This window comes from Geobacillus zalihae (assembly GCF_030414215.1).
Lineage (GTDB): Bacteria > Bacillota > Bacilli > Bacillales > Anoxybacillaceae > Geobacillus > Geobacillus zalihae.
Genome location: NZ_CP129217.1, coordinates 1,968,405 through 1,994,830, shown reverse-complemented (window position 1 = coordinate 1,994,830; position 26,426 = coordinate 1,968,405). Strand labels below are relative to the sequence as shown.

The following is a 26,426-nucleotide window of genomic DNA, read 5'->3' as shown; positions in this document are numbered from 1 at the left end:
TCTGTCAACAATAACAATGACGAAAACGAAACATCTATTCATTGTCAAACAAAGAAAAAAGCCCTTACAATAAGAGATGAAGAACCGATTGGCCAATTTAAACCTGTCAACAATACGATCGAAGATGGGAGGTGAACGGCGATGTACGTATCGGCAAGGGAGCGGAAGCTGCTTGAGCGTTTGTTGGCAAGCGACCGTGATTTGACCGTCGGCGAACTGGCCGAGGAGCTGAATGTCAGCGCCCGTACGGTTCACCGCGATTTGCAAGGGCTCGAATCGGTGTTGCGTCGTTACGGGCTGGAGTTGGTGAAAAAGGCAGGAGTCGGCGTTCGGCTCATCGGAAGGGAAGAAAACAAACAGGCGCTGGCCGCAGAGCTGTTTCGCCTTTCTCATCATGAATACACCCCCGAAGAGCGGCAACTCATGATTTTAATTGCGCTGTTGGAAGCCAACGAGCCAGTGAAACTCGTCACATTGGCCCATGACTTGAACGTCACGGTCGCCACTGTCAGCTTTGATTTGGACAAATTGGAACAAACAATCGAGACGTATGGACTTTCGCTCATCCGCAAGCGTGGATACGGGGTGGAACTGGCCGGTTCAGAATCGGCGAAACGGCGCTTGATGAGCGATTTGTTGTTCCGCCATGTGAATGAACACGAATTTTTGGCGCTCATGAAAGAGACGATCCAAAGGCGCGCTGACGAACCGCTTGATACGATGGCGGAAAAACTGCTCGGGTTCATCGACCGGAAAAAGCTTGCCATCATTGAGCAGCAAATCGAGCAAGTGAAAGAAACGCTCCCGTTTCCGATGGCCGATAGCTCGTACATCGCCTTTGTCGTCCATTTGGCTCTAGCGATCGAGCGCATCAAGCGGGGAGAAGCGATCCACTTCGATCCGCGGGATTTGCAGACGCTTCAAGCGACGAACGAATACGAAATCGCTCGCGTGCTCGCCGAATCGTTGGAAAAAGTCTTTGGCGTTGCCATCCCCAGCGAGGAGATCGGCTATATGACGATGCACTTGATGGGAGCGAAATGGCGCAGCCGCCAAGGGACGATGATGGAGGAGGCAAGTTTGGCGGTTGGCATGAAAGCGCAGCAACTCATCCGCTTTGTCAGCCGCGAACTTGGCGTCGATTTGTCCGCCGACCGCACGCTGTATGAAGATTTGGTCGTCCACTTGAAGCCAGCCCTGTACCGCTTGGAGCACGGGATGGGGGTATCCAATCCGCTGCTTGAGCAAATTAAGCGGGACTATGCGGAGCTGTTCGCCATTGTCGCAGAAGGGGCAAAGCAACTGTTTGGCAACGTCCCGATGCCTGAGGAGGAGATCGGCTATTTAGTGCTCCATTTTGCCTCCGCGCTCATGCGGGAGAAAAAAGGCTGGCGGGTGCTCGTCATTTGTTCGAGCGGGCTTGGGACGGCGAAAATTTTAGCGACGAGGCTGAAAAAAGAGATTCCGGACATTGTTTCGCTGGAACAAGCGTCCGTGTTTGAATGGAAAGAGAAAGATGCAAGCGCGTATGACCTTGTCGTCTCGACCGTGCCGCTGGCCGATGAAGGCGGCCCATACTTCACCGTCAGCCCGATGCTGACGGAAGAGGAAGCGCGGGTGATTCGTGAATTTTTAGAGCGAAAATCGGCCGCTGAAAAGCGGATGAGGAAAGAGTCAATCGCACAGAGAAACAGGCCAGCGCTCGAGGCGATGAAGGCGGTTCGGCGCATCAGCGAGACGGTCGTCCACCTGTTGGACGGTTTTTCCCTCGAGGTGGTCAAGAGGCGCTCTGTTCATGAACTATTGACGGACGCGTGCCGCCGCCTCGAACGAAGCGGCGTCATCGTCGATGCCGATGTCGTCATCGAGGAGCTGCGGCGCCGCGAGTCGCTTGGCGGGCTTGGCGTCCCTGGCACCACATTGGCGCTGTACCACGCTCGAAGCTTCGCGGTTCTTCGCCCATCTCTGACGATGTACCGGCTTGATGCGCCGCAAACGGTGCCCGGCATGGACGGGGAGCCGATGGAGATCAACACGGTTGTGCTGCTGCTCGGGCCGTCAGATGCCGATAAGGAGATGCTCGCTGTGTTAAGCGAGGTCAGCTCCTTGCTCGTGAAGGATGAGCAAAGCCTTGCCGTTTTGGCGCATGGCGGCGAGGAAGAAGTGTATTCACTTGTCAGCGCCCATTTGGAGCAATTTTTTGATCATTACTGGACATCAATGAAGGAGTGAAAACGATGGTAACCCATTCGATTTTAAACAAAGAAAACATTGTGCTAAATGCCCAACCCAAAACGAAAGAAGAGGCGATCCGTCTCGCCGGCGAGGTGTTGGTTAAGCAAGGATATGTCGCCCCGGCATATGTTGATGCGATGCTTGAACGGGAAGAACTGACATCAACGTATATCGGCAACAACGTCGCCATTCCGCACGGAACGGAAGCGGCAAAAGCGCTCGTGAAACAGTCCGGCATTTCGATCGTGCAAGTTCCAGGCGGCGTCGATTTTGGCGGCGGCAACATGGCCACGATCGTGATCGGCATTGCCGGTAAAGACGGCGAACATTTGGACATTCTCTCCCAACTCGCGCTTGTGTGTGCGGAAGCGGATCATGTAGAAGCAATGGCGAACGCCAAAACAGAAGAAGAAATTCTTGCGCTGCTCCATGAGGTGAACGGCTGATGCGGGCCGTCCACTTTGGCGCCGGCAACATCGGCCGCGGCTTTATCGGCAGTCTGCTGGCGGCGTCGGGATATGACGTCGTGTTCGTTGATGTCAATGGACAAATCGTCCGTTTGCTGAAAGAGCGGGGGGAGTATCGCGTCATTGTCGCCGGCGAGCAGCGAGAAGAACAATGGGTGCGCGGCGTCTCGGCGTTGAACAGCCAAACAGAGCGGGAGCAAGTCATCGCGGCGATCGCCGCCGCTGATTTGGTCACGACCGCCGTCGGCCCGCACATTTTGCCGGCCATCGCCCCGGTCATCGCCGCCGGGCTCAAGCAGCGGCTGGCCGCCCGGCAAGCTCCGCTTCATGTCATTGCGTGCGAAAATATGATCGGCGGCACGGAGACGTTGAAGCAGCACGTGTTTGCCCATCTTTCCGAAGCCGAACAACAGCTGGCGGGCGAGTCGGTCGGCTTTCTCAACTGCGCGGTTGACCGCATCGTGCCAAACCAAACGAACGATGATCCGCTGGCGGTGACGGTCGAGCCGTTTTTCGAATGGGCGATTGAAACGCGCAACGTCATCGGCGCGGTTCCGCCGATTCAAGGAGCGCATTTTGTCGCTGACTTAGGGCCGTATATTGAACGAAAGTTATTTACTGTCAACACCGGCCATGCCCTTGCCGCCTACTTAGGCTACCTCAAGCAATACGAAACCGTGCAAGACGCGATGAAAGACAGCGCCATTCGGGCGGATGTCGAACAGGCGCTCAGCGAATCCGGAGCGGTGTTGGTGAAAAAGCACGGTTGGAAGGCAGATGAGCACCGCGCGTATATCGAGACGACGATCGGGCGCTTCATGAACCCGGCGCTGTCCGACGACATCATCCGTGTCGCCCGCTCGCCGATCCGCAAACTTGGGCCGAACGACCGCCTCGTCGCGCCAGCCGTGCAATATTGCGCCTTATTCGGCAACGCCCCGCAAGGCTTGGCTAAAGGAATCGCCGCCCTCCTGCGGTTCGATGATGCCCGCGATGCGGAAGCCGCTGCCCTTCAACAAACAATCGCCCAGCACGGGATCGAAGGCGCGCTTCGGCAATATGCAGGCCTTGAGAGTGGGCACCCGCTTGTGGCGGCGGTGAAGGACGAGTACGGAAGAATGAAGAAAAACAAAAACTGACCGTCTTGCAAATGTCGTCGACCTCCAATCGTGCAAAAATCCCGGGGGATCGACGACAATGTTTTTTGCGTCAAAATCCTACAGCCAACACTGCTGAACGATATTGACAGAATTTTTGAAACGTGATATTCTGAAAACAGCTCAGAGAGAAAAAGCTTGATTTGATGCGTATGGTTTGGGGTTTTTATCGTACCTATGAGGGATTGAAACTTCGACCGGTGCTGTCGGCATAGTGTAAACGAGGACTTGTTTTTATCGTACCTATGAGGGATTGAAACGCAAGTAACCGATTTATAACTGGCTCGACTTCTTCGTTTTTATCGTACCTATGAGGGATTGAAACTACACTCCTTTTATATTTTGTTTAAAAGTAATAATGTTTTTATCGTACCTATGAGGGATTGAAACTTCTTTTTACTCTTTCTGTTTCAAAATAACCATCGATGTGTTTTTATCGTACCTATGAGGGATTGAAACACCGCTTGGGCGGTGGAAACCGACACATTAAGCCGCTTGTTTTTATCGTACCTATGAGGGATTGAAACTTTTCGCGTTTGCAGCGTCTAAATGGTATAGTATCGGGGTTTTTATCGTACCTATGAGGGATTGAAACCGGTGATACGGTAAAAATCAATAACATTGGCCGGATTGTTTTTATCGTACCTATGAGGGATTGAAACAATAATTTGCATGAGTTCCTCATAAGTCAGTTCATGTTTTTATCGTACCTATGAGGGATTGAAACTTTCGTCAAACCACTCATGGATCGCAAGATAATCCTCGTTTTTATCGTACCTATGAGGGATTGAAACCATAAGTAGTTAAATAAAACCCATAGCCGGCTTTTGTTTTTATCGTACCTGCGTGGGACTAAAGCACTATACAGTACAGCACAACTTTTTCTGTTCCCCATGCAGGATTTTCACCCCCTGTTTGCGAATGGATAGAATCGAACACGTTCAAAGAGGGGTGATCGAATGGCCATTGACCATGACCGATTGTTCAAAGAGCTGATTCAAACGTTCTTCGAAGAGTTTCTTCTCCTCTTTTTCCCCGACATCCACGAGCATATCGATTTCCGCCATTTGTCCTTTTTGTCCGAAGAACTGTTTACCGATGTCACGGCAGGCGAAAAATACCGCGTCGATCTATTGGTCGAGACGAAGCTGAAAGGGGAAGACGGGCTGATCATCGTTCATGTGGAGAATCAAAGCTACGTGCAACCATCGTTTCCAGAGCGCATGTTTATCTATTTCAGCCGTTTGTTTGAAAAATACCGCACCCGCATCGTTCCGATCGCTGTCTTCAGCTATGAGGCCCTTCGCGAGGAACCGTCCGTGTTCTCAATCGAGTTTCCCTTTGGCGACGTGCTGCAGTTTCGCTTTTTCCCCGTGGAGCTGCGCAAGAAACATTGGCGGGACTACATCCGGCATGACAATCCGATTGCGGCTGCCCTTCTTGGCAAAATGGGGTATACTGAAAGTGAGAAAGTCGAGTTGAAAAAAGAGTTTTTGCGCATGTTGGTGCGATTGGAGCTGGATGAAGCGAGGCAGCGGCTGCTCTTGGGCTTTTTTGAAACATATGTGAAGTTGTCGGAGGAGGAAGAGCAACAACTACAAAGAGAGGTGAGGGCGATGGAAACGAAAGAAAAAGAGCAAGTGTTGGAGCTGATCATTTCCTATGAGCAAAAGGGAAGGAAACAGGGGATAAAACAGGGAATGAAACAGCTGATCCGCAACATGGCGCGCAAAGGAATGAAGGCGGAAGACATTGCTAGGTTGGTGGATCTTCCAGAGGAAGATGTTTGGGAATTGCTTGAAGAGTAGGGGAATCCAATACAAAAGGTGGGCATCTAACGAGGACAGTTGGCGGTGGCAAAAGAGGTAGAGGAAATCACTGATTCGTAAGTGATCGATTGTAGAAAACGGGCTCTTCACCACAAAGTGTACTTGACAAAGAAAGGCGATTATGATAGAGAAAATCAAAACAGCATTTTTCCTTTTTATACCACACATCTCTTTGAGCAACATTGCTATCATGTTTGTCTTTAAAAGTCAAGTACATCTTTTGGTGATGAACCAGAAAACGGATGATCGTCCGGTCACATGAAAGAGGAGGAACGAACGTCAGAAAGTATGCACTGTACCAACGTTTTATGTACCGTCGGCCTTGAAGGCTGGCGGTCTTTTTTTGTTATGGGGCTCCGGCGTTCCGCTAGGCGTCTTGGCCATATGAGATCATGTCGGCTATATGTCCATGAACAAAATGCACAAAATTCATTTTATTTTCAAAAACTTCACGTTCACCCTGGGGCATGGTAAGGTTGAGTTTGAAAACGTTATCAAAAAACAAGGGGGCAAGGGAGAAATGAAGAAAACGAAATGGTGGGGATTGCTCGCCGCAGGGATGATGACACTGGCTTTGGCGGCCTGTGGGGGCAATGAATCGGCGGGGTCGAAATCGTCCGGTTCAAACTCTGGCTCATCGGCCTCAAACTATCCGACGAAGCCGATTACGATTGTTGCTCCGTCTGGGGCGGGCGGCGGTTGGGATTTAACGGCCCGCGCCATTACGAAAGTGCTCGATGAGACGGGGCTCGTCAAACAAACGATGACGGTCGAAAACAAACCGGGCGGCGGCGGGGCGGTCTTTATGGCTGAGTACGCCACCCAGGATGTCAAAAACGATTACAAACTGTTTGTCAACTCGCCGCCGATTATCATCAACAATCTGAAAAAAGAAGGGAACAGCCCGTTCGGCTACAAAGACACAACCCCGCTCGCCCAGTTGACAAAAGACTTTGGCGCGATTGTCGTGAAAGCAGATTCCAAATTTCAGTCGTTGACCCAATTGCTCGATGCCATTAAACAGGACCCGAAATCGGTCACTGTCGCTGGAGGGTCGGCGCCAGGGTCGATGGACCACTTAGTGGCGATTTTGCCGATCTATAAGTCGGGCATCGATCCAAAATCAGTCAAGTATGTTTCGTACGATGGCGGCGGAGAAGCGATGGCGGCGCTGCTTGGCGGCAATGCGGATGTGATTGCGACGGATGCGTCTTCGGTTGGCGAATATTTGAAAGCCGGCAAAGTGCGGGTGTTGGCGGTTTCGGCTCCAGAACGCCTCGGCGGAGTGCTGAAAGACGTGCCGACGATGAAAGAGCTTGGCGTTGATGCCGAGTTTACGATTTGGCGCGGCGTGTTCGGGCCGAAGGAAATGTCTTCGGAAGCAAAAGCGTTTTGGGAAGAGACATTGAAAAAGCTGTCTGAGCATGAAAAATGGAAAGAAGAGCTGCAAAAGCAAGGTTGGGAGGCAGAGTACCGCAATTCGGAAGAGTTTACGAAATTTTTGCAAGAGCAAGAGCAGCAAGTCGGCGACCTGCTGAAATCGCTTGGCATGCATAAATAAAACGAGGGGGAAGAACATTCTTCCCCTTTTTCGTAAAGAACAGGAGGCAGAGCGATGAACAAAACGGCTGACCGGATCGCGGCGGTGGCGTTTTTGGCTGTGGGCGCCTTGTTTATGGTGGAAAGTTTGCGCATATCGAAAAGCGCCTACGGCAGCGCTGTCGGGCCGAATGTGTTTCCGTTTTTGCTTGGACTTGTGTTGGTTCTCTTAAGCATCAAGTTGTTGTTGGAGACGAGACGTTATTCAGAGGCGACAAGTGAGAAACCGCCGCGGCAATATAAAAAGTTTCTTGTCATTTTCATCGCCGCCATTTTCTATGCGGCGTTGCTTGAAACGGTTGGATATGTGATCACGACATTTCTCTTTCTTGTCATCGGCTTTCAAACGATGGAAAAAGGGGCGCTGTGGAAATCGATCGCCATTGCGGCTGGCTTTTCCCTCGGTGTCTATGGCCTTTATGTGAAACTGCTGCAAGGAACATTGCCGAGCTGGCCGATTTGGTTCCAATGAAAGGAGGGGCATCATGAGCACACTATCGTTTTTGCTTGACGGATTTCAGACGGCGCTTCAGCCGCATAACTTGCTGTTTGCGTTTATCGGGGTGTTGATCGGCACGGCGGTCGGCGTGCTTCCTGGGATCGGGCCGATGAGCGGGGTGGCGCTGCTCATTCCGGTGACGGCGTCGATGACATCGGGCTTGAGTCCCGAACAGGCGGCCGCCAGTTCGATCATTTTGTTGGCCGGCGTCTATTACGGGGCGATGTACGGCGGTTCGACGACATCGATCTTGCTCAATACGCCAGGGGAATCGTCATCTGTGGTGACGACGCTGGACGGCTATCAAATGGCGCGGCAAGGCCGGGCCGGGGCGGCGCTGGCGATTGCGGCGATCGGTTCGTTTGTGGCGGGGATTGTGTCGCTCATCGGTCTTGTATTATTAGCGGAGCCGCTGTCCAATGTCGCCTTGAAGTTCGGTCCGGCGGAGTATTTTTCGCTTATGCTGCTGGGGCTCGCCGCGGTGAGCGGCCTTGCCGGCAAATCGATGACGAAAGCGTGGATCATGACGGTGTTCGGCTTGTTGCTTTCCACGATCGGGCTCGACAACGTCTCTGGCGTCGCACGCTTCACGTACAATATTTCCTATTTGTATGGGGGGCTGGAGTTTTTAACCGTAGCGGTGGGATTGTTTGCGTTGGGGGAAGTATTCAAGTCGATTCTCCACGACGAAATGAACAGCGGGGAAATTGCGAAAATTGGCCGCGTGTTGCCGACGAAAGCGGACTTGAAAGAAAGCGCCGGACCGATCGCCCGCGGGTCGCTGCTCGGGTTTTTCATCGGCGTATTGCCGGGAGCCGGTGCGACATTGGCCTCGTTTTTCTCCTATATTCTTGAAAAGAAAATCAGCAAACATCCAGAAAAATTCGGCCAAGGGACGATCGCCGGCGTCGCGGCGCCCGAGTCGGCGAACAACGGTGCGTCTGGAGGCGCGATGATTCCGCTGTTGACGCTCGGGATTCCGGGGTCCGGGACGACGGCCATTTTGATGGGAGCGCTCATTATGTACAACGTCCAGCCGGGTCCGCTGTTGTTTGATGAACATCCGGCTGTCGCCTGGGGATTGATTGCGAGCATGTTTATCGGAAATGTGATGTTGTTAATTCTCAACATGCCGCTTGTGAAACTATTTGCGAAAATCATCCAAACACCGACGAAGTATTTGTTGCCGCTCATTATTGCCATCTCTGTATTCGGCGTGTATGCGGTGCAAGTGACGACGTTTGATGTGTTTCTGTTGTTGGCATTTGGCTTGCTCGGCTATTGGCTTGCGGAACACGACTATCCGCTTGCCCCGCTTGTGCTGGGGCTTGTGTTGGGGCCGATGATCGAAAACAATATGCGCCGGGCGTTGACGGCATCCAACGGGGACTATCTCGTTTTCGTTGAAAAGCCGATTTCGCTTGTCTTGTTGGTCATCGCCTTGTTGTGGATTGCCGTGCCGTTTTTCATGAAATTACGAGGAAAAACCGTCATTGTCAATGAAGATATGTAATAATAGAAAGAAAGGCTTTCTTCCTTAAGTTGGAGGATGGTCTTTCTTTTCATTTTTCTGTTTGGGGGACAGCACGATGAAACTGCAAACACGGTTGATGATGATCATTTGTTCGCTGCTTTTGTTTGTCATCGTGTTTCTTACGTTTTTATTCCAACATATGTTCGCGGAGACTATCAAACAACAAATCGGCATGCGAGCGCTGAATGTGGCGGAAACCGTCGCGTCCACTCCGCTCGTGCGCGAGGCGTTCCGCGACCCCGATCCGTCCGTGCGCTTGCAGCCGTTTGCGGAGCACATCCGCCAAAAGACAGGGGCGGAATACGTCGTCATCGGCAACCGCCAAGGAATCCGCTATGCTCACCCGCTGCCGGATCGGATCGGCAAACCGATGGTCGGGGGCGACAACGGTGAGGTGCTTAAAGGCAAGGCCATTATTTCAGAGGCGGTCGGTTCACTCGGTCCGGCAATCCGCGGAAAAGCGCCGGTTTTGGATGAAAACGGACATGTGATCGGCATTGTTTCGGTCGGTTTTTTGCTAGAGGATATTCGACAAACGGTGTGGTCATATAGCCTGAAGATTTTTCTCTTCTCTGTTCTTGCCCTTTTGCTCGGAGCGGTGGGGGCCATGGCGATCGCCAAGGCGGTGAAGAAATCGATTCATGGCCTTGAACCGGAAGAAATCGGTTTGCTCTACCAAGAAAAGCAAGCGATTTTAGAGGCGATTCGCGAAGGAATTGTGGCCATCAATCAAGAGGGAACGATTACAATGGTCAACCGAACGGCACTGAAGCTGCTTGGGTATGAGAACGAACGCGATGTGCTGGGAATGCCGATCTTGCAGCTTATTCCCCACTCGAGGCTGCCTGAAGTCATTCGGACGGGGCAGGCGGAATTTGACGATGAAATGGCGTTAGGTGAAGAAACGGTCATTGCCAATCGCATTCCGATTAAAGATAAAGCGGACCGCGTGATCGGGGCGGTGTCGACGTTTCGCAATAAATCAGAACTGTATCGCCTGACAAAAGAGCTGTCACAGCTGCGAAGTTATGCCGATGCTTTGCGCGCGCAAACGCACGAGTTTTCCAATAAGCTGTATTTGATCTCCGGTCTGATTCAACTGGAATCGTATGAGGAAGCGCTTGAACTGATCGCCAAAGAAACCGACTTGCAACAAAACATCGTCCGGTTTGTCATGAAAGAAATTCCAGATCCGATCATCGGCGGTCTGCTGATCGGCAAGTTCAATCGCGCCAACGAGCTGAAAATTGTGTTTGAAATTGATCGGGAAAGCAGTTTCCGTGATGTGCCGTCATGGATGGACCGGGACCATCTGGTAACCATTATTGGGAATGTCGTAGATAACGCCATGGAAGCCGTTCTCCATAACGGAAAGGAAGAGAAACGGGTGGCCGTTTTTTTGACTGACCTTGGCGATGATTTAATTATTGAGGTTGAGGATAACGGATTAGGCATTGACCCAGCTGTAGCGGAACGGATCTACGAGCGCGGCTTTTCAACGAAGGCGGCCGGAGGGCGGGGGTATGGGCTTGATCTAGTGAACCGGGCGTTGACAATGCTCGGGGGGCAAATGACGCATCGATCGGAGCAAGGAGCAGGCACGGTATTTACCATCATGATCCCAAAGCGGCCAGCCCATGTCGGGCGGCAGGACCGCCAAGGCTAGAAGGAGGGAACCGATGTTGCCGATTCGTGTACTGATTATTGAAGACGACCGTCGCATTGCGGAAATCAATCGGCGCTTTGTCGAGAAAGTGAACGGTTATGAAGTGGTCGGCATCGCCACGAACGCTGAAGAGGCAAGGGAATTGACGGAGGTGTTGCGGCCAGACATGTTGTTGCTTGACGTCTATTTTCCCGATATGAACGGCCTTTCGTTTTTGAAATGGGTGCGAGAGCGTTTTTCCGATATCGATATTATTATGATCACCGCAGCACGAGAAGTGGAGGCGCTGAAGCAAGCGCTGCATGGCGGAGTGTTTGATTACATTATCAAGCCGATTATGTTTGACCGTTTTGCGGAAACGTTAAATCGATACAAGGAGTATTATGACAAAATGCAACGGTGGGTGAAAGAGAAAGAGTGGATTGGCCAAGAAGATGTTGATGCATTAATTGGAAGAGAAGAGTCCGTTAAGGACCAGCCCATGTTGCCTAAAGGCATTCAGCCATTGACCCTAGAAAAAGTGTTGGCGGTTGTGAGACAGTGCCCGGAAGGCATCACCGCTGAAGAAGTGGGGCGGCAAATCGGAACCAGCCGGACGACGGCCCGCCGTTACTTGGAGTATCTCGTCTCTGTCGGCCAGGTGACGGCCGATATTGCCTATGGATCCGTTGGGCGGCCGGAACGAGTTTACAAGAAGAAAATGTAGATATGGATTTTCAAAAATGAAACATGCATTATATGGATAAAGAAAGAGAGGAGAGCGTCTTGGCTGTTTTTAGCGGCATTTTATTGCAAGTGATGGTTCCGATGTTATTGATTGTCGGCTTGGGGGCAGGGCTTCACCGCTTCTTTCATCTTGACCTCAATACGTTATCCAAATTGAACATGTACGTCCTGCTGCCGGCAGTCGCATTCATCAACGTGTATGACAGTGAGTTGGATGGAAAAGTGTTGGCGGCCATCTTAGAATTTCTCTTGTTGCAAAACAGCGGACTGATCGTTTTGAGTATGATGATGGCCAAGTTATTCAAATTGGAACGGAGTTTGTCAGCCGTATTTCAAAACACCATTGTGTTGAACAACTCAGGTAATTTCGGCATCCCGGTCAGTCAGCTTGTATTTCATCAACATCCGCTCGGGGCGACGATTCAAATTATGGTGACGATCTTTCAAAATTTCTTGACGAATACATATGGGGTATACCAGTTTGTATCCGGGAATGGAAAAAGAGGGAAATGGACTGCGGAGATATGGAAAAATCCCGTTCTTCACGCGCTGTTGCTTGGCGTAGTTTGTCGATGGCTTCATATCCCCATCCCATCATTTTTATGGGCGCCGCTTCAGCGGGTCGCCGATGCGTTTTTAGCCATCGCTCTCTTTACGTTGGGAGCGCAAATCGCCTACGCCCGTTTTACTGCCTTGCCGCCGCTTGTGTATGTGAGTGTGTTCGGGCGCTTGATTTTGTCGCCGCTGTTGGCTGCGTCTTTGATCTTTCTATTAGGAATGGATGGCGTGACGGCTCAGGCATTGCTCATTGCCAGTTCCTATCCGTGCTCGCGCAATACGGCGCTGTATGCACTCGAGTATGACTGCCACCCAGATTATGCCGCCCAGGCGGTGTTGGTGTCGACCTTGTTGAGCGCCATTACCGTGACAGGCGCAGTATATGCGGCCCGCCTGCTGTTTCCAATTGGCGGATGAAAGCGGGGCAAGCTGTCGTCGATCCCCAATCGTGCAAAAACCCCGGGGGATCGACGACAATGTCTTTTCGCGTCAAAATCCTACAACCAACACGGCTGAACAGTATTGACAGAATTTTTGAAACGTGTTATTCTGAAAACAGCCAAAAGGGGAAAAGCTTGATTTTACGCACATGGTTTGGGGTTTTTATCGTACCTATGAGGGATTGAAACTATTTCCGAGAAACTACAACCTACTACTATCGTCGGTGTTTTTATCGTACCTATGAGGGATTGAAACACGAAGAACACATCGAAGCAGCGAAGCAATTTGTCGGGTTTTTATCGTACCTATGAGGGATTGAAACCCATCACCGTTTACCGCAAGACGTTCCCGCGCGAGCGTTTTTATCGTACCTATGAGGGATTGAAACTGATCACTCCTTTCTATGTGCCTAAAGTTTATTGTAGTTTTTATCGTACCTATGAGGGATTGAAACAAGTCAAGGTCATAGATTCCTGGAACCGCTACGAACGTTTTTATCGTACCTATGAGGGATTGAAACCATCACAAGGGAAGGAAGAAATGACTTGATGAAGTATGTTTTTATCGTACCTATGAGGGATTGAAACCCGTTAAGCCCACGCTTCACTTCGATACTGATTGGGTTTTTATCGTACCTATGAGGGATTGAAACGTGACTTTCTGGGGCTTTTCCCCGCTCCCCTCCGGGCTTGGTTTTTATCGTACCTATGAGGGATTGAAACTCCCAGAAGGGGATATATACCGCTTGATCATTAAGGTTTTTATCGTACCTATGAGGGATTGAAACATTCATAAATTTCATCGATTGGAAAGAGTTCATAAGTTTTTATCGTACCTATGAGGGATTGAAACCATTTTGACTAATAAATAAGCGTAGAAAGGTTCTTTGTTTTTATCGTACCTATGAGGGATTGAAACAAAATCGTGTACCGATGGAACCCGTCAACGATGATGAACGTTTTTATCGTACCTACGAGGAACTGAAACTAGAGGAACTGAAACTATTCCTCGCCTCAGCTGAACCGTTGCTGGGTTCCGCTTGTTTTACGGCTCCACATAGGAAAAGGACAAATGGCACATGCCAAAAAAACGCGGGGGGAAACAAGAAGGAATTCGGCCGCGAAGGGCGAATACAGTACGGTGAATCCGACATTGCCGGGAGGGAAAACGTGGCTAGGAAGCGAATCGATCATGACCGGTTGTTCAAAGAGCTGCTGTCGACATTTTTTGAGGAGTTTTTGCTTCTTTTCTTTCCCGATGTGTACGAGTACATTGACGTTCACCATCTCTCTTTCCTCTCCGAGGAACTGTTCACCGATGTGACGGCCGGAGAGAAGCACCGCGTCGACTTGTTGGTCGAAACAAAGGTAAAAGGGGAAGACGGGCTCGTCATTGTCCATGTCGAGCATCAAAGCTACACCCAGCGGACCTTCCCCGAGCGAATGTTCCTCTACTTCAGCCGCTTGTTTCAAAAATACCGCCGCCGTATTCTCCCGATTGCCATCTTCAGTTATGACGAACAATACGATGAGCCTTCCTCATGGGTCATGCAGTTTCCGTTTTTGACCGTTCTTGACTTCCGCTTTTTGACGGTGGAGCTATGCAAACTGCCGTGGCGCGCGTACATCCGCCATGCCAACCCTGTCGCCGCTGCCTTGCTAAGCAAAATGGGGTATAATGAAGATGAGAAAGTCGACGTGAAAAAGGAATTTTTGCGCATGCTCGTCCGCCTCGAGCTGGATGAAGCGAAACAGCGGCTGTTGTTCGGTTTTTTCGAGACGTATTTGCGGCTATCCGAAGAGGAGGAAGCGAAACTGCGAAACGAGGTGAGCCAAATGGAAACGAAGGAAGCAAAGCGTGTGATGGAGCTCATCGTCTCATACGAACAGCGGGGGATGGAAAAGGGAATCCAACAAGGAATCGAACAGGGGATGAAGCAAGGACGCCAACAAGGGATCGAGGAAGGGAAGCTCGACGTGGTGAAGAGAATGCTGGCGAAAGGGTACGATGTCGACACGATTCACGAACTGACTGGGCTGCCGGTCGAGACGATTGAAAAGGTGAGGCAGTAAGTCGGATGCCCCCTGGCTAGAGCGAACGTCGCCGCCCGCAATGGCGTCAAATCCCTCATAAAGGGCGGCGGCCGTCTTGTTAGAGCCTTCGGACGTTTCGTTCCCAGGGGAGGTTTTTGGAAACGCCGTGTTTTGGGAACTTTTTCGATTTATGAACGGCGTTTTTCTTTTATGATCAGTCTTCTAATTTTTTACCGTTTTCTCACGAATTTAAAAACCATAAAAACAGCTAAAATAACGACACCTATAAAAAGGTAGCCTAAAATAGACGTAATGGTGGTCAGCATGTCCCATTCTCCTTTTTGTTAATTGGTACCGGTATACAATTGTGCTTGTGAAGCTCTAATAAACTCATTATGTTCTTCTGCGGCTTTCACAGATGTTTCAGAAACGCCAAACGATAATGTAGAAAATACTAAAACAAACGACAGGATCATAAAAATTTTCCTCAAAAAAATCACTCCCCTCTAGAAGGCTGGTGATTTAGTGAAAAGTCGCAGAAAACGGATTTCCTTCTCAAATTGAGAAATCCTTTAAAATCAACGCTTTTCGTTCATCCAAAAGCAACTGATTCAGCGAAATCGGTTGTTTTTCACTAGCCTCCTAGAAATGTTTCTTTTTCGGTATAAGACCTCCTAAATCCCTGTCTTAGAGTGTGCATTTTTCAACGATCTTCTATATATTTACATTTCTAATACAATTATAATTTTATTGGAAATTTGGAAAAGAAGGAATTTTATGACCATATTAAAAATAGGTATTTGTTCATAAAAATGAATCAATGCATTGCTTAGTGCAAAATGAAAGTACAATCTATGAAGCCGTTTGGCGCGATCCATTCGGGCGGAATGACATCATTGGCAAGCTGTCACGGCCGTATACCGTTCATTGATTTCTAGGATTTCAAACAAAAACTATTGTAAACCGCTTTCACTTGGTTTATAATAAAGCTAAACCGGTTTATGAAAGCGCTTTTGAACTAAATCGATTTAGTGCGAGAGAGGGATCCCTTTTGAAAAAAGTAACGATGGCCGATGTCGCGAAATTGGCCAACGTTTCGAAAAGTACCGTGTCGCAATACTTAAATAAGCGCTATGAGTATATGAGCGAGGAGACGAGAAAGCGCATCGCCGAGGCGATTGAAGAGCTTGGGTATCAGCCGAACATCATCGCCCGCAGTTTGAAGCAAAAGACGACAGCGACCATTGGCGTGATTGTCTTTAATATGCTTCATATGATGACAACGCAAGTGCTGCACGCCATTGAAGAGGAATGCCAAAAGCGCGGGTTTCAAGTCATTGTCTGCAATTCCGGCGATGATCCGGACAAGGAGAAAACATATGTCGATACGCTGCTGGCGAAGCAAGTGGACGGGCTGATCGTGTTTCCGACAGGAAAGAACGAGGACGTCTACCGCCGTCTTGTCGAGGAACGGTTTCCGCTTGTGTTTGTCGACCGGATGGTGCCGGGAGTGGAGGCGGACAGCGTGCTTCTGGATAACTTCGCTGCCGCGGAGATGGCAGTCGATTATTTCGCTTCCAACGGTTATCGGCGCATCGCTATTGTCACCCCTCCGCTTGTCCCTTACAACGTGCCGCGGATGGAGCGGTTGGAAGGGTTTCGGGCGGCCATGGAGAAAAGGGGATTTGAAGTTGGCGATCAAAACGTCATCGCCGCTGAACCTGCCGCGCTGCCTGGGGAGCTGAAGAAGCGGTTCATGGAATCGGAGCGGCCGAACGCCTTGTTTGCGATCAACGACTTGACGTTGATGGGGGTTTTGCGGTTTGTGAAAGACGCAGGGGTTCGTGTGCCGGATGAGGTGGCGATCATCAACATCGATGATGTACCGTTTGCCGACATTTACACGCCGGCGCTGACGACGATCGCCCAGCCGACGTTTGCGATGGGGAAAAAAGCAGCTGAGCGCGTGTTTGAACAAATGAAAGCGAAAAAAGCCGACGGTCCGCGCGTATTTCGTTTCTCCCCGACATTGATGGAACGGACATCGATCAGGCGGGGGAAGGCATGAAGAAGGGAGGAGAAACGATGGCGATTCACGGGGACGTCGTCATTGGGATTGATATTGGGACGACAAGTACGAAAGCGGTCGTGTTTGACGGGCGGGGGAAGGTGCTGGCTTCTCACGCTGTCGACTATCCGATCATCCAGCCGCATCCGGGGTTTGCCGAGCAGGATCCCGATGAACTGTTCGCGGCGGTCGTTCAAGCGGTCGGGGCGGTGACGATCCGCCACGGCATCCGCCCAGCGCAAGTGAAAGCGATGGGCTTGAGTGCGGCGATGCACTCGATTATGGCGCTTGACGAGTCGGGGCGGCCGCTCACCCGCCTCCTCATCTGGGCGGACAACCGAAGCGTGGCTCAAACGGAGCGGCTGTTGAAAGAGCAAAACGGGCTTGCCATTTATCGGCGGACGGGCACGCCGATCCATCCGATGTCGCCGCTATCGAAATTGCTTTGGCTCAAGGAAGAGCAGCCGGACGTATTTCAGCGAGCACGGCGGTTTGTGTCGGTGAAAGATTATGTGCTGTATCGCCTGTACGGTGACTATGTCGCCGACCATTCCATGGCATCGGCGACGGGTTTATTCCGGTTGGACACGCTCGATTGGGACGAGGAGGCGCTCGCCCTTGTCGGCATTCGCCGCGAGCAACTTCCGCAGCTCGTTCCCGCCACTCACATCATGACTGGGATGAGAAGAGAATGGGCGGAAAAAATGGGAGTCGCTTCGGATGTGCCTGTTGTCATCGGGGCGAGCGACGGCGTGCTCGCCAACGTCGGCGTCGGGGCGGTGCTTCCGGGGGAAGCGGCCATCACGATTGGAACGAGCGGGGCGGTGCGGACGATTGCGGCGGCTCCGACGACGGACGAAAAAGGGCGGACGTTTTGTTATGCGTTGACGCCCGGCTATTGGGTCGTCGGCGGACCGACGAACAACGGCGGAATTTTGCTTCGCTGGCTGCGCGACGAGTTCGGCGCCCAGGAGCGGGAAGTGGCGAAAAAGCTCGGCATCGATCCGTATGACTTGTTGACGAAATATGCCGAACGCGTCCCGCCGGGGGCGGAAGGGCTTGTGTTTTTGCCGTTTTTGTCAGGCGAGCGGGCGCCGCATTGGAACGCGAATGCGCGCGGGACATTTTTCGGCCTCGGCCTTCATCATAAGCGCGAGCATTTCATCCGTGCTGTCATGGAAGGCGTCTGCTTCAGCATTCTCTCTGTCGCCTTGGCCATTCGCGATGTCACGGGGCCGATGACGGAAATCCGCGTCTCAGGCGGATTTGCCAAATCGCCGTTTTGGCGGCAAATGCTTTCTGATATGCTCGGCAAACCGCTCATCGTGCCGCAAACGCATGAAGCGTCGGCGCTGGGAGCGGCTGCGGTGGCGCTTTACGCGTTAGGCGAGCTGCCGTCGCTCGAAACGGTGAAAACGTGGATCGACACGACAGCCCGTCATGAACCAAAGGAAGAACATACGCTCATTTACGCTGAACTGTTTGATTTGTATGCCCGCTTGTATGAGCGGTTGAAAGAGGAGTTTAACATCATCGCCGCGTTTCAACGGCGGAATGGGGAAAAGAGGTCGAAAACGAAATCGGTGTAGCCTTATAATGGGGGCGACTAAATCGATTTATCCCCCCTCTTTTTCTCCGAAAGCTTGAAACCGCTTGCTTTGTATACTAAATCGATTTATCTCAAAGCTAAGGAGGAGTGCATGATGGGAATTGCCATTGTTGTGGCCGCTATTATTGTCTTGTTATTGCTCATTACGGCGGCGAAAATGCATCCGTTTGTCGCCCTTATTTTAGTGTCCGTCGGCGTCGGGCTGGCGATGGGCATGCCGCTTATCGCGCCGTCGCCGGAAACGCCGGGCATCATTGACTCGATCAAGGCGGGGCTTGGCAACACGCTCGGCTTTTTGGCGATCGTTCTGGCGCTCGGGACGATGCTTGGCAAAATGATGGCTGAATCGGGCGGCGCTGAGCGCATTGCGAAAACGTTGATCGACCGCTTCGGCCAAAAACGCGTCCATTGGGCGATGATGGTCGTCGCTTTTTTAGTCGGGATTCCGGTCTTTTTCCAAGTCGGGTTTGTCTTGCTTATTCCGCTTGTTTTTACGATTGCGATGGAAACAGGCATTTCACTGGTCACGATCGGCATTCCGCTTGTCGCCGGTTTATCGGTCGTTCACGGCCTTGTCCCGCCGCACCCGGCGGCGATGGCGGCAGTCGGCATTTTTAAGGCGGATGTCGGAAAGACGATTCTCTATTCAATCATCGTCGGTCTGCCGACGGCGATCATTGCTGGACCGCTGTACGGTAAATGGATCGGCTCGCGCATGTATAAAAAAGTGCCGGCGGAGATTGCCGAACAGCTTGTGCAGCATAAAGAAGCACGTGAGCTTCCTGGCTTTGGCAATACACTGTTCACGATTTTGCTTCCGGTCATTTTGATGTTGATTGCCTCTGTGGCAAACGTGACGCTTGATCAAAAGTCGGAAGCAGCGAAAGTGCTGCGTTTTATCGGCGACCCCATTGTCGCGCTCTTGATCGCGACGGTTTATTCGTTCTTCAGCTTAGGCTACGCCCGCGGCTTCAACCGCGACGCTGTCTTGAAATTTGCCAACGACTGCCTCGGCCCGGTCGCGAACATCCTGCTTGTCATCGGGGCGGGCGGCGCATTCAACAAAGTGCTGCTTGATTCCGGCATCGGCGAACAAATCGCGGAAGTGGCGAAACACTCGCACTTCTCTCCGCTCCTGTTAGGCTGGGGCATTGCGGCGCTCATTCGCGTAGCGACGGGATCGGCGACCGTCTCGATGATGACCGCTGCCGGCATCGTTGCCCCCATCGCGGCTACCATGCCGGGAACGAACGTGGAACTGCTTGTCTTGGCGACCGGCGCGGGTTCGTTGATCTTGTCGCACGTCAATGACTCCGGCTTCTGGATGATCAAAGAATATTTCGGCATGACGGTGAAAGAAACGCTCATGACATGGACGGCGATGGAGACGATTATTTCGGTGGTGGCGTTTGTCTTCATTTTGTTATTGAATATGGTCCTCTAGCCTTTCCAATGCAAGACGCCTGTTTTTTAGGAGAACGGGCGTCTTATTTTTATATGCCCTTTTGTTATATTTTATATTATAATTATGTAATAAAAAATTACATAAGGAGTGACGTCCATTGATTTTTGCGAGACGTGCGGCGCGAAAAACAAAGCGTGAATTGGATCAGCCTCGACATGAGGAAATGCAGGGAGGATCACAACAAATGGCAAGGCAAATTGTCGTGGCCGTCGATCAGCTCAAGGCGGCGATGGAACAGATGAAGATGGCGGCACTTTCGCTGAATGACATTTCCGATTCAAGCCGGAATAGTGCGGCAGAGCTGATGGACCATAGCGAGAAAACGGTGGAGTATACAGAAAAAGTGGCGAAAAAAATGCGGGCAATCGAGGAAGCGGCGAAAGACATTGCTGCCTCTTCAAACGACATTCATGCAAGCAGCCGGCAGTTTTCTGAACAATGGTTGCATTCATGGAATTCATTAGAAACGTTGCAAAAGGAAATTCGAGCATTGCGCTCCCAACATGAAACGTTGTTGAAACAAATGAATCACCTCGTTCATCATTCTCAACGCATCAATCAAATTATATCGGCGATCGGCGAGATTTCGCAGAAAACGAAAATTTTGTCGCTCAATGCCAATATTGAGGCGGCTCGTGCGGGAGAACATGGGCGCGGGTTTGCGGTCGTCGCGCGGGAAATCGGCATGTTGGCGAATCAAACGTCGGAAGCTGTCCAGCAAACACAGGATATTTTGTCCCTTATTCAACGCGAAATCGCAGCGACAACCGATATCGTTCGCGAAGAAACAAAGCAAATCGATGTCGAAGAGAAAGAAATGGAAGCGATTATGTCGTTCCTTCATTCGCTGCATCGACAGCTGAATGATATGACGGACCTCGTCTCCTCTTCTGTCCGGTCAGCGTCTGGACAGTCGGACAGCGTGAAAGAAATCGCCGGCCTGCTTGAAGAAATCGTGCAATTGAGCCGGGAAAATCAACGGTTTGTCGAGCGAGTGACGGCGGATATGAACGAACAGCACGAGAGCGTCGGACAGATTTTGCGCATTAACGAAGCGTTGCAAAAGACAGCGGAGGAGCTGCAACAAACGGTCGGGCGTGATTGGATGAGGGAAACGATTTCTGTCGATGATGCGGTGGTGAAAAACACGATTCAGAAACTATCCGCTTTGCTTCAGTCAGCTCCGTTGGAACAAATGGATGAGGCCATGCATCAACGCGTGCTGGATCGATTTTTATCTGAGAATGGAGAGATTGAGGCTGTCTGGTCGAATCGTCTTGATGGGGCGTTTGTCTATTCGAATCCGCCGGCGGGCTTGGTCAACGCCAAAGTCCGGTCGTGGTTTCAGGAAGCTTGTAGAGGAACAGTGTATGTTTCCGATCCGTATGTATCGGCATTGACGAAACATCTTTGTGTCACGGTGTCCGCTCCCATTACGGATCATAACGGTCAAATTGTCGGAGTCATCGGAGCGGATTTGGCGCTTTCGAAATGAAAGACGCCCTGAAAAGGCGCATGTGTGCCTTTTTGGGGTGTTTTTTGTTTTTAGGCGCGATCAATTGGTTTAGAAATCATGATGCATATTTTTGTGATAATAAATATAACAAAAATATGTAATAAAATATGACAATGTTGTTGAATCAACTATATCTAGGCCTTACACTGCTAATCAAGAACACATCCTCAAGATGGTTTGCACAAAATGGATATCACTCATCACCTTTGAGGAACAAGGGAGGGAGGCCGTTTTGCCAGATGAACGAGGTATAGGGACTCATTGATTTTCAAAATGAATAGGGGGAAGGGTGTGCGAATGAAACCAACATTCATGCGGAAATTATGGTTGCTTTTATGCATCAGCGTTTTTGCCCTGGGGGGATGTGCGGCGTCATCAGCTGTTGATCAAGCCAAAAACGAAAACAAAAAGGATTCGTCTTCGGCTAGTAAAGAAGGCGGTACGGTCAAAGTCGGGATTCTCCATTCGCTGAGCGGAACGATGGCCATCAGTGAAGTGTCGCTGCGCGATGCCGAGTTAATGGCGATCGAGGAAATCAATGCATCTGGGGGGCTGCTCGGCAAGAAAATTGAACCGGTTGTGGAAGATGGGGCGTCGGACTGGCCGACATTTGCCGAAAAGGCGAAAAAATTGCTGCAAAAAGATCAAGTGGCCGCCATTTTTGGCGGTTGGACATCGGCGAGCCGCAAGGCGATGCTTCCGGTTGTGGAGCAAAACAATGGGCTGCTTTGGTATCCGGTGCAATATGAAGGGATGGAGTCGTCGCCGAACATCTTTTACACCGGGGCGACGACGAATCAACAAATCGTTCCAGCGGTCAGCTGGCTCTTGAAAAACCGCGGCAAAACGTTTTTCTTGCTCGGGTCGGATTACGTCTTTCCGCGGACAGCCAACAAAATCATCAAGGCTCAGCTGAAGGCCGAAGGCGGGCAAGTGGTCGGGGAAGAATATACGCCGCTCGGCCATACCGATTATAGCACCATTATCAGCAAAATCAAACAAGTGAAACCGGCTGTCGTCTTCAATACGCTCAACGGCGATAGCAATGTCGCCTTTTTCAAACAGTTGAAAGACGCTGGCATCACACCGAAAGACGTGACGGTGATGTCCGTCAGCATCGCGGAAGAAGAAATACGCGGGATCGGGCCGGATGTGTTGGCTGGTCACTTGGCTGTGTGGAACTATTTTCAGACGACCGATACACCGGAAAATAAGGCGTTTGTACAAAAGTATAAAGAAAAGTACGGGCAAGACCGCGTGACCGATGATCCGATTGAAGCGGCGTATACAGCCGTTCATTTATGGGCCGAAGCAGTGAAAAAAGCCGGCTCCTTTGATGTGGATCAAGTGAAAAAAGCGGCGGCCGGCCTTGAATACAAGGCGCCGGAAGGAACGGTGAAAATTGACGGGGAAACGCAGCATTTATGGAAAACGGTGCGCATTGGTGAAATCCAAGCGGACGGACAATTCAAAGAGTTATGGAATTCCGGTCAGCCGGTGAAGCCGGATCCGTATTTAAAAAGCTACCCATGGGGGAAAGGATTAAGTGAATAGTTGCATGGGGAGGAAGGCATGTCCTTCCTTCTCGCCCAGCGGACATGAGAGGGGGGATGGCGATGTTCATTGACCAATTATTCAACGGGCTGAGCGTCGGTTCGATTTTGCTTTTGATCGCCATTGGGTTGGCGATCACGTTCGGGCTGATGGGTGTCATCAATATGGCGCACGGTGAACTGATGATGGTCGGAGCGTATACGACCTATGTCATCCAGCAATGGTTCACTAGCCATATGCCGCACTCGGCAGGGCTGTATTTTGTCGCCGCCATTCCATTGTCATTTTTGGCCGCCGCTCTGCTTGGATGGGGGCTGGAAAAAAGTTTGATCCGCCATTTGTACCACCGCCCGCTGGACAGTTTGTTGGCGACATGGGGGATCAGTTTGATTTTGCAACAGACCGCCCGTCTCATCTTTGGGGCGCCCAACGTGGCGGTTGTGCCGCCAAGCTGGCTGGATGGCGGAATCCGCTTGTTTGGGGCAGTGTTTCCGTATAAACGGTTGTTTATTCTTTGCCTTGTGTTGGCGATCGTTTTCTTTCTCTATATGTATTTAATGAAAACACGAGCTGGCCGACGCATTCAAGCCGTCACCATGAACCGGTCGATGGCAGCCTGCCTCGGCATTGCCACGCAAAAGGTCGATGCTTACTCGTTTGCGATCGGTTCAGGGTTGGCGGGGGTGGCGGGATGCGCGTTGACCTTGCTTGGGCCGATCGGGCCGACGATCGGCACGTACTATATTGTCGATGCGTTTATGGTCGTCATTTTAGGGGGAGTGGGAAAACTGGCCGGGACGCTGCTGGGGGCATTTGGCATTGGTTTGATTTCGACGTTCGTCGAATATTCCACAAGCGCCACCATTGCCAAAGTCATTGTGTTCGTTTTGATTATTGCTTTCTTGCAATGGAAACCGTCCGGTCTTCTTAGCGTGAGAACGCGGTCGCTCGATTGAGGGGGGGAGCATGGTGAACAAACGTTGGGGATACTGGCTGTTTTTTGCCGCCTTGTTTCTTGCGCCGTTTTATTTGACCGAGTTCCGCTTGTCCCTGCTCGGCAAATTTCTTTGCTTTGCCATCGTGGCGGTCGGCATTTCTCTCATTTGGGGATATACCGGCATTTTGAGCCTCGGCCATGGGGTGTATTTTGGATTGGGTGCTTATTGCATGGCGATGTATTTGAAGCTCGAAGCTTCGCGAGGGCATTTGCCTGATTTTATGGAATGGAGCGGCGTGCGCGAACTGCCGTGGTTTTGGAAGCCGTTTGCGCATCCTATGGTGGCCATCGCCGCCGCGATCGCTCTTCCTACGTTGCTCGCTGCGCTATTAAGCTATTTAACGTTTAAAAATCGGATTAAAGGTGTCTATTTTTCTCTCCTTTCCCAGGCGGTTGTTGTCGTGTTTGTTACGTTGTTTATCGGCAAGCAAGAATGGACAGGAGGAACGAACGGCTTGACCAATTTTTCGACCGTGTTCGGCTTTTCGTTGTCATCGCCGCTCACGCAAATTGTTTTGTATTGGCTGACAACGGCCTGTCTCGCTCTTATTTTCGTCGCGGCGCGCCGCTTGACGTCCGGACGGTTGGGGAAGGTGCTTATCGCGATTCGCGACGCGGAAAACCGGGTTCGTTTTTTAGGATTCAATCCGACCGTCTATAAAGTGTTTGTGTATAGTTTGTCAGCTGCCTTTGCCGGGGTGGCTGGGGCGTTGTTTGTCCTGCAAGTCGGGCTCATTTCCCCGGAGATGATGGGGATTATTCCTTCAATCGAAATGGTGCTGTGGGCTGCTGTCGGCGGACGCCACTCGCTCATGGGCGCGATTATGGGCGCGATCGTCATGAACACGGCGAAAAGCTTTTTAAGCGAAAATTATCCAGATCTATGGCTGCTTTTGTTAGGCGCCTTGTTTGTCGTTGTTGTGCTGTTTGTTCCGAAGGGATTGGCGGGCATTTATGAATCGCTCGCTGCCGTTCGCATCAAAGAAAAAAGGGGGCATGAATGTGAAGCCCGTGTTGATGTGTCGTGACGTCGTCGTTGACTTCGATGGATTTCGCGCTTTGCAAGGTGTTGATCTCGCGGTTTACCCTCATGAAGTGCGGTTTTTGATCGGCCCGAACGGAGCGGGAAAAACGACGCTGCTCGATGTCATTTGCGGGCGGACGAGAGCGACGGACGGCCGAGTGCTGTTTTTCTCCCATGACATCACGAAACGGCCCGAATATGAAATTGTGCAAATGGGGATCGCCCGGAAGTTTCAAAGCCCTTCCATTTTTCCGTTTTTGACGGTGTGGGAAAATATGGAGTTAGCCATGCGACAAGATCGGCGTCTGCGTTCCGTTTTGCGGGCGAAGTTGACTGGAGAAGAGAAAGAAATGATGGCAGCACAGCTAGAGAAAATTGGATTGCTCGATGAACGTCATCGCTTAGCGGGCTCACTGTCTCATGGCCAAAAGCAGTGGTTGGAAATCGGCATGCAGCTCATTCAGCGTCCGCAGCTCCTCCTATTGGATGAGCCGATCGCCGGCATGAGTGCGGCGGAGCGGGAGCGCACGGGGGAATGGCTCCATGAAATGGCCGAACATTGTGCGGTCATTATTGTCGAGCATGATATGGACTTTGTCCGCCGCTATTCCAAACAAGTGACAGTCATGCATGAAGGAAAAGTATTGTGCGAAGGCTCGATGGATGAGGTGCAGCAAAACGAACAAGTCATCGATGTGTATCTTGGAAGGAGGAAAAACGCGTGTTATGCCTCCGGAATGTAACCGCTGGCTATGACGGAAGTGTGGTGCTCGATCATGTTGACATGGATGTTCCTCTTGGCCGGGTGACGGCGGTGTTGGGCAGAAACGGAGTCGGCAAAACGACGTTGATGAAAACGATCATCGGGCTGATTCGCCCGATGTCAGGCGTCGTCGAATGGGAGGGGGAAGATATCACGCGATGGCCGCCGGAGCGGCGGGCGCGAGCGGGGATCGGCTATGTGCCGCAAGGGAGGGAAATTTTTTCGGCGTTGACGGTGGAGGAAAATATTCTTCTCGGGCTGGAAGCGCAGGCCGAAAAAGTCCGTCCTCAGCCGACTCTGGATGAAATGTATGCGCTGTTCCCGATTTTAAAAGAGATGCGCCAGCGAAAAGGAGGAGATTTAAGCGGCGGACAGCAGCAACAGCTGGCCATTGCCCGCGCGTTGGCCGGCCGGCCGAAACTGCTCTTGCTTGATGAACCGATGGAAGGCATTCAGCCCTCGATCGTTGCGTTGATTCATGATGTGATTATGAAAATTGCCAAAGAAAAGCAGGTTGGCATCATATTGGTCGAACATAACGTGGAGCTGGCGTTTTCTTGTGCCGATCGTTTCTATATTTTGGATCGCGGCGCTGTCGTGGCGAAAGGGGATGTCGATGGGGCTGATTTGACTTATATTCAATCGTTTCTTGCTGTTTAAGCAGCAGACAGCGGTGTTAGCGAATG

At 51.2% G+C, this 26,426-nt stretch carries 20 protein-coding genes and 2 CRISPR repeat arrays; all 20 genes read left to right on the top strand.

Translation table 11 applies throughout. The features are described 5' to 3' along the window. Positions 1–141: 141 nt before the first annotated feature. On the top strand, positions 142–2,232 hold the full coding sequence (locus QWV57_RS10015) for a BglG family transcription antiterminator (protein WP_301099751.1): 2,091 nt from the start codon (positions 142–144) through the stop codon (positions 2,230–2,232). Positions 2,233–2,237: 5 nt separating this feature from the next. After that, entirely contained in the window at positions 2,238–2,681 is a 444-nt protein-coding gene (locus tag QWV57_RS10010; RefSeq protein WP_081132901.1) for a PTS mannitol transporter subunit IIA, read from the top strand. After that, entirely contained in the window at positions 2,681–3,841 is a 1,161-nt protein-coding gene (locus QWV57_RS10005; RefSeq protein ID WP_081132902.1) for a mannitol-1-phosphate 5-dehydrogenase, read from the top strand. The genes QWV57_RS10010 and QWV57_RS10005 overlap by 1 nt, the downstream gene beginning before the upstream one ends. Positions 3,842–4,021: 180 nt before the next feature. Continuing rightward, a CRISPR array of direct repeats spans positions 4,022–4,718; the repeat unit is 30 nt; unit sequence GTTTTTATCGTACCTATGAGGGATTGAAAC. Positions 4,719–4,818: 100 nt separating this feature from the next. Then, the gene (locus QWV57_RS10000; protein ID WP_081132903.1) at positions 4,819–5,667 is read left to right on the top strand and encodes an Rpn family recombination-promoting nuclease/putative transposase; all 849 of its coding nucleotides are present in this window, start codon (positions 4,819–4,821) and stop codon (positions 5,665–5,667) included. A 541-nt stretch (positions 5,668–6,208) separates the two neighbouring features. Continuing rightward, positions 6,209–7,249, top strand: a complete 1,041-nt coding sequence (locus QWV57_RS09995; protein ID WP_081132908.1) for a Bug family tripartite tricarboxylate transporter substrate binding protein — start codon at positions 6,209–6,211, stop codon at positions 7,247–7,249. Positions 7,250–7,303: 54 nt separating this feature from the next. Further along, entirely contained in the window at positions 7,304–7,759 is a 456-nt protein-coding gene (locus QWV57_RS09990) for a tripartite tricarboxylate transporter TctB family protein (protein WP_020756975.1), read from the top strand. Between the two features lie 13 nt (positions 7,760–7,772). Next, entirely contained in the window at positions 7,773–9,299 is a 1,527-nt protein-coding gene (locus QWV57_RS09985) for a tripartite tricarboxylate transporter permease (protein ID WP_301099750.1), read from the top strand. 76 nt (positions 9,300–9,375) lie between these two features. After that, complete coding sequence (locus QWV57_RS09980; RefSeq protein WP_301099749.1) at positions 9,376–10,986, top strand: ATP-binding protein; 1,611 nt, start codon at positions 9,376–9,378, stop codon at positions 10,984–10,986. Between the two features lie 13 nt (positions 10,987–10,999). Then, the gene (locus QWV57_RS09975; RefSeq protein WP_301099748.1) at positions 11,000–11,692 is read left to right on the top strand and encodes a response regulator; all 693 of its coding nucleotides are present in this window, start codon (positions 11,000–11,002) and stop codon (positions 11,690–11,692) included. A gap of 59 nt (positions 11,693–11,751) precedes the next feature. After that, positions 11,752–12,687: an AEC family transporter gene (locus tag QWV57_RS09970; protein ID WP_060788327.1), complete on the top strand. Its 936-nt coding sequence runs from the start codon at positions 11,752–11,754 to the stop codon at positions 12,685–12,687. 182 nt (positions 12,688–12,869) lie between these two features. Then, positions 12,870–13,698: a CRISPR direct-repeat array (repeat unit 30 nt; unit sequence GTTTTTATCGTACCTATGAGGGATTGAAAC). Positions 13,699–13,880: 182 nt separating this feature from the next. Next, on the top strand, positions 13,881–14,783 hold the full coding sequence (locus tag QWV57_RS09965) for an Rpn family recombination-promoting nuclease/putative transposase (RefSeq protein ID WP_301099747.1): 903 nt from the start codon (positions 13,881–13,883) through the stop codon (positions 14,781–14,783). Positions 14,784–15,795: 1,012 nt separating this feature from the next. Next, positions 15,796–16,812 carry a LacI family DNA-binding transcriptional regulator gene (locus QWV57_RS09960; RefSeq protein ID WP_301099746.1) on the top strand — a complete coding sequence of 339 codons (1,017 nt, stop codon included), beginning with the start codon at positions 15,796–15,798 and terminating at the stop codon, positions 16,810–16,812. A 17-nt stretch (positions 16,813–16,829) separates the two neighbouring features. After that, the gene (gene gntK / locus QWV57_RS09955) at positions 16,830–18,401 is read left to right on the top strand and encodes a gluconokinase (protein WP_301099745.1); all 1,572 of its coding nucleotides are present in this window, start codon (positions 16,830–16,832) and stop codon (positions 18,399–18,401) included. Between the two features lie 114 nt (positions 18,402–18,515). After that, positions 18,516–19,865, top strand: a complete 1,350-nt coding sequence (locus tag QWV57_RS09950; RefSeq protein WP_301099744.1) for a GntP family permease — start codon at positions 18,516–18,518, stop codon at positions 19,863–19,865. 205 nt (positions 19,866–20,070) lie between these two features. Beyond that, positions 20,071–21,381: a methyl-accepting chemotaxis protein gene (locus QWV57_RS09945; RefSeq protein WP_301099743.1), complete on the top strand. Its 1,311-nt coding sequence runs from the start codon at positions 20,071–20,073 to the stop codon at positions 21,379–21,381. Positions 21,382–21,699: 318 nt separating this feature from the next. Next, the gene (urtA, locus tag QWV57_RS09940) at positions 21,700–22,956 is read left to right on the top strand and encodes an urea ABC transporter substrate-binding protein (protein WP_081133148.1); all 1,257 of its coding nucleotides are present in this window, start codon (positions 21,700–21,702) and stop codon (positions 22,954–22,956) included. Between the two features lie 56 nt (positions 22,957–23,012). After that, positions 23,013–23,912, top strand: a complete 900-nt coding sequence (urtB, locus tag QWV57_RS09935; RefSeq protein WP_060788316.1) for an urea ABC transporter permease subunit UrtB — start codon at positions 23,013–23,015, stop codon at positions 23,910–23,912. 10 nt (positions 23,913–23,922) lie between these two features. After that, positions 23,923–24,981, top strand: coding sequence for an urea ABC transporter permease subunit UrtC (gene urtC / locus QWV57_RS09930; RefSeq protein WP_301099742.1), 1,059 nt, complete (start codon positions 23,923–23,925; stop codon positions 24,979–24,981). Continuing rightward, the gene (gene urtD / locus QWV57_RS09925; protein WP_301099741.1) at positions 24,956–25,720 is read left to right on the top strand and encodes an urea ABC transporter ATP-binding protein UrtD; all 765 of its coding nucleotides are present in this window, start codon (positions 24,956–24,958) and stop codon (positions 25,718–25,720) included. Before urtC ends, urtD begins: the two co-directional genes overlap by 26 nt. Continuing rightward, the gene (gene urtE, locus QWV57_RS09920; protein WP_301099740.1) at positions 25,699–26,400 is read left to right on the top strand and encodes an urea ABC transporter ATP-binding subunit UrtE; all 702 of its coding nucleotides are present in this window, start codon (positions 25,699–25,701) and stop codon (positions 26,398–26,400) included. The genes urtD and urtE overlap by 22 nt, the downstream gene beginning before the upstream one ends. The last annotated feature ends 26 nt before the right edge of the window (positions 26,401–26,426 follow it).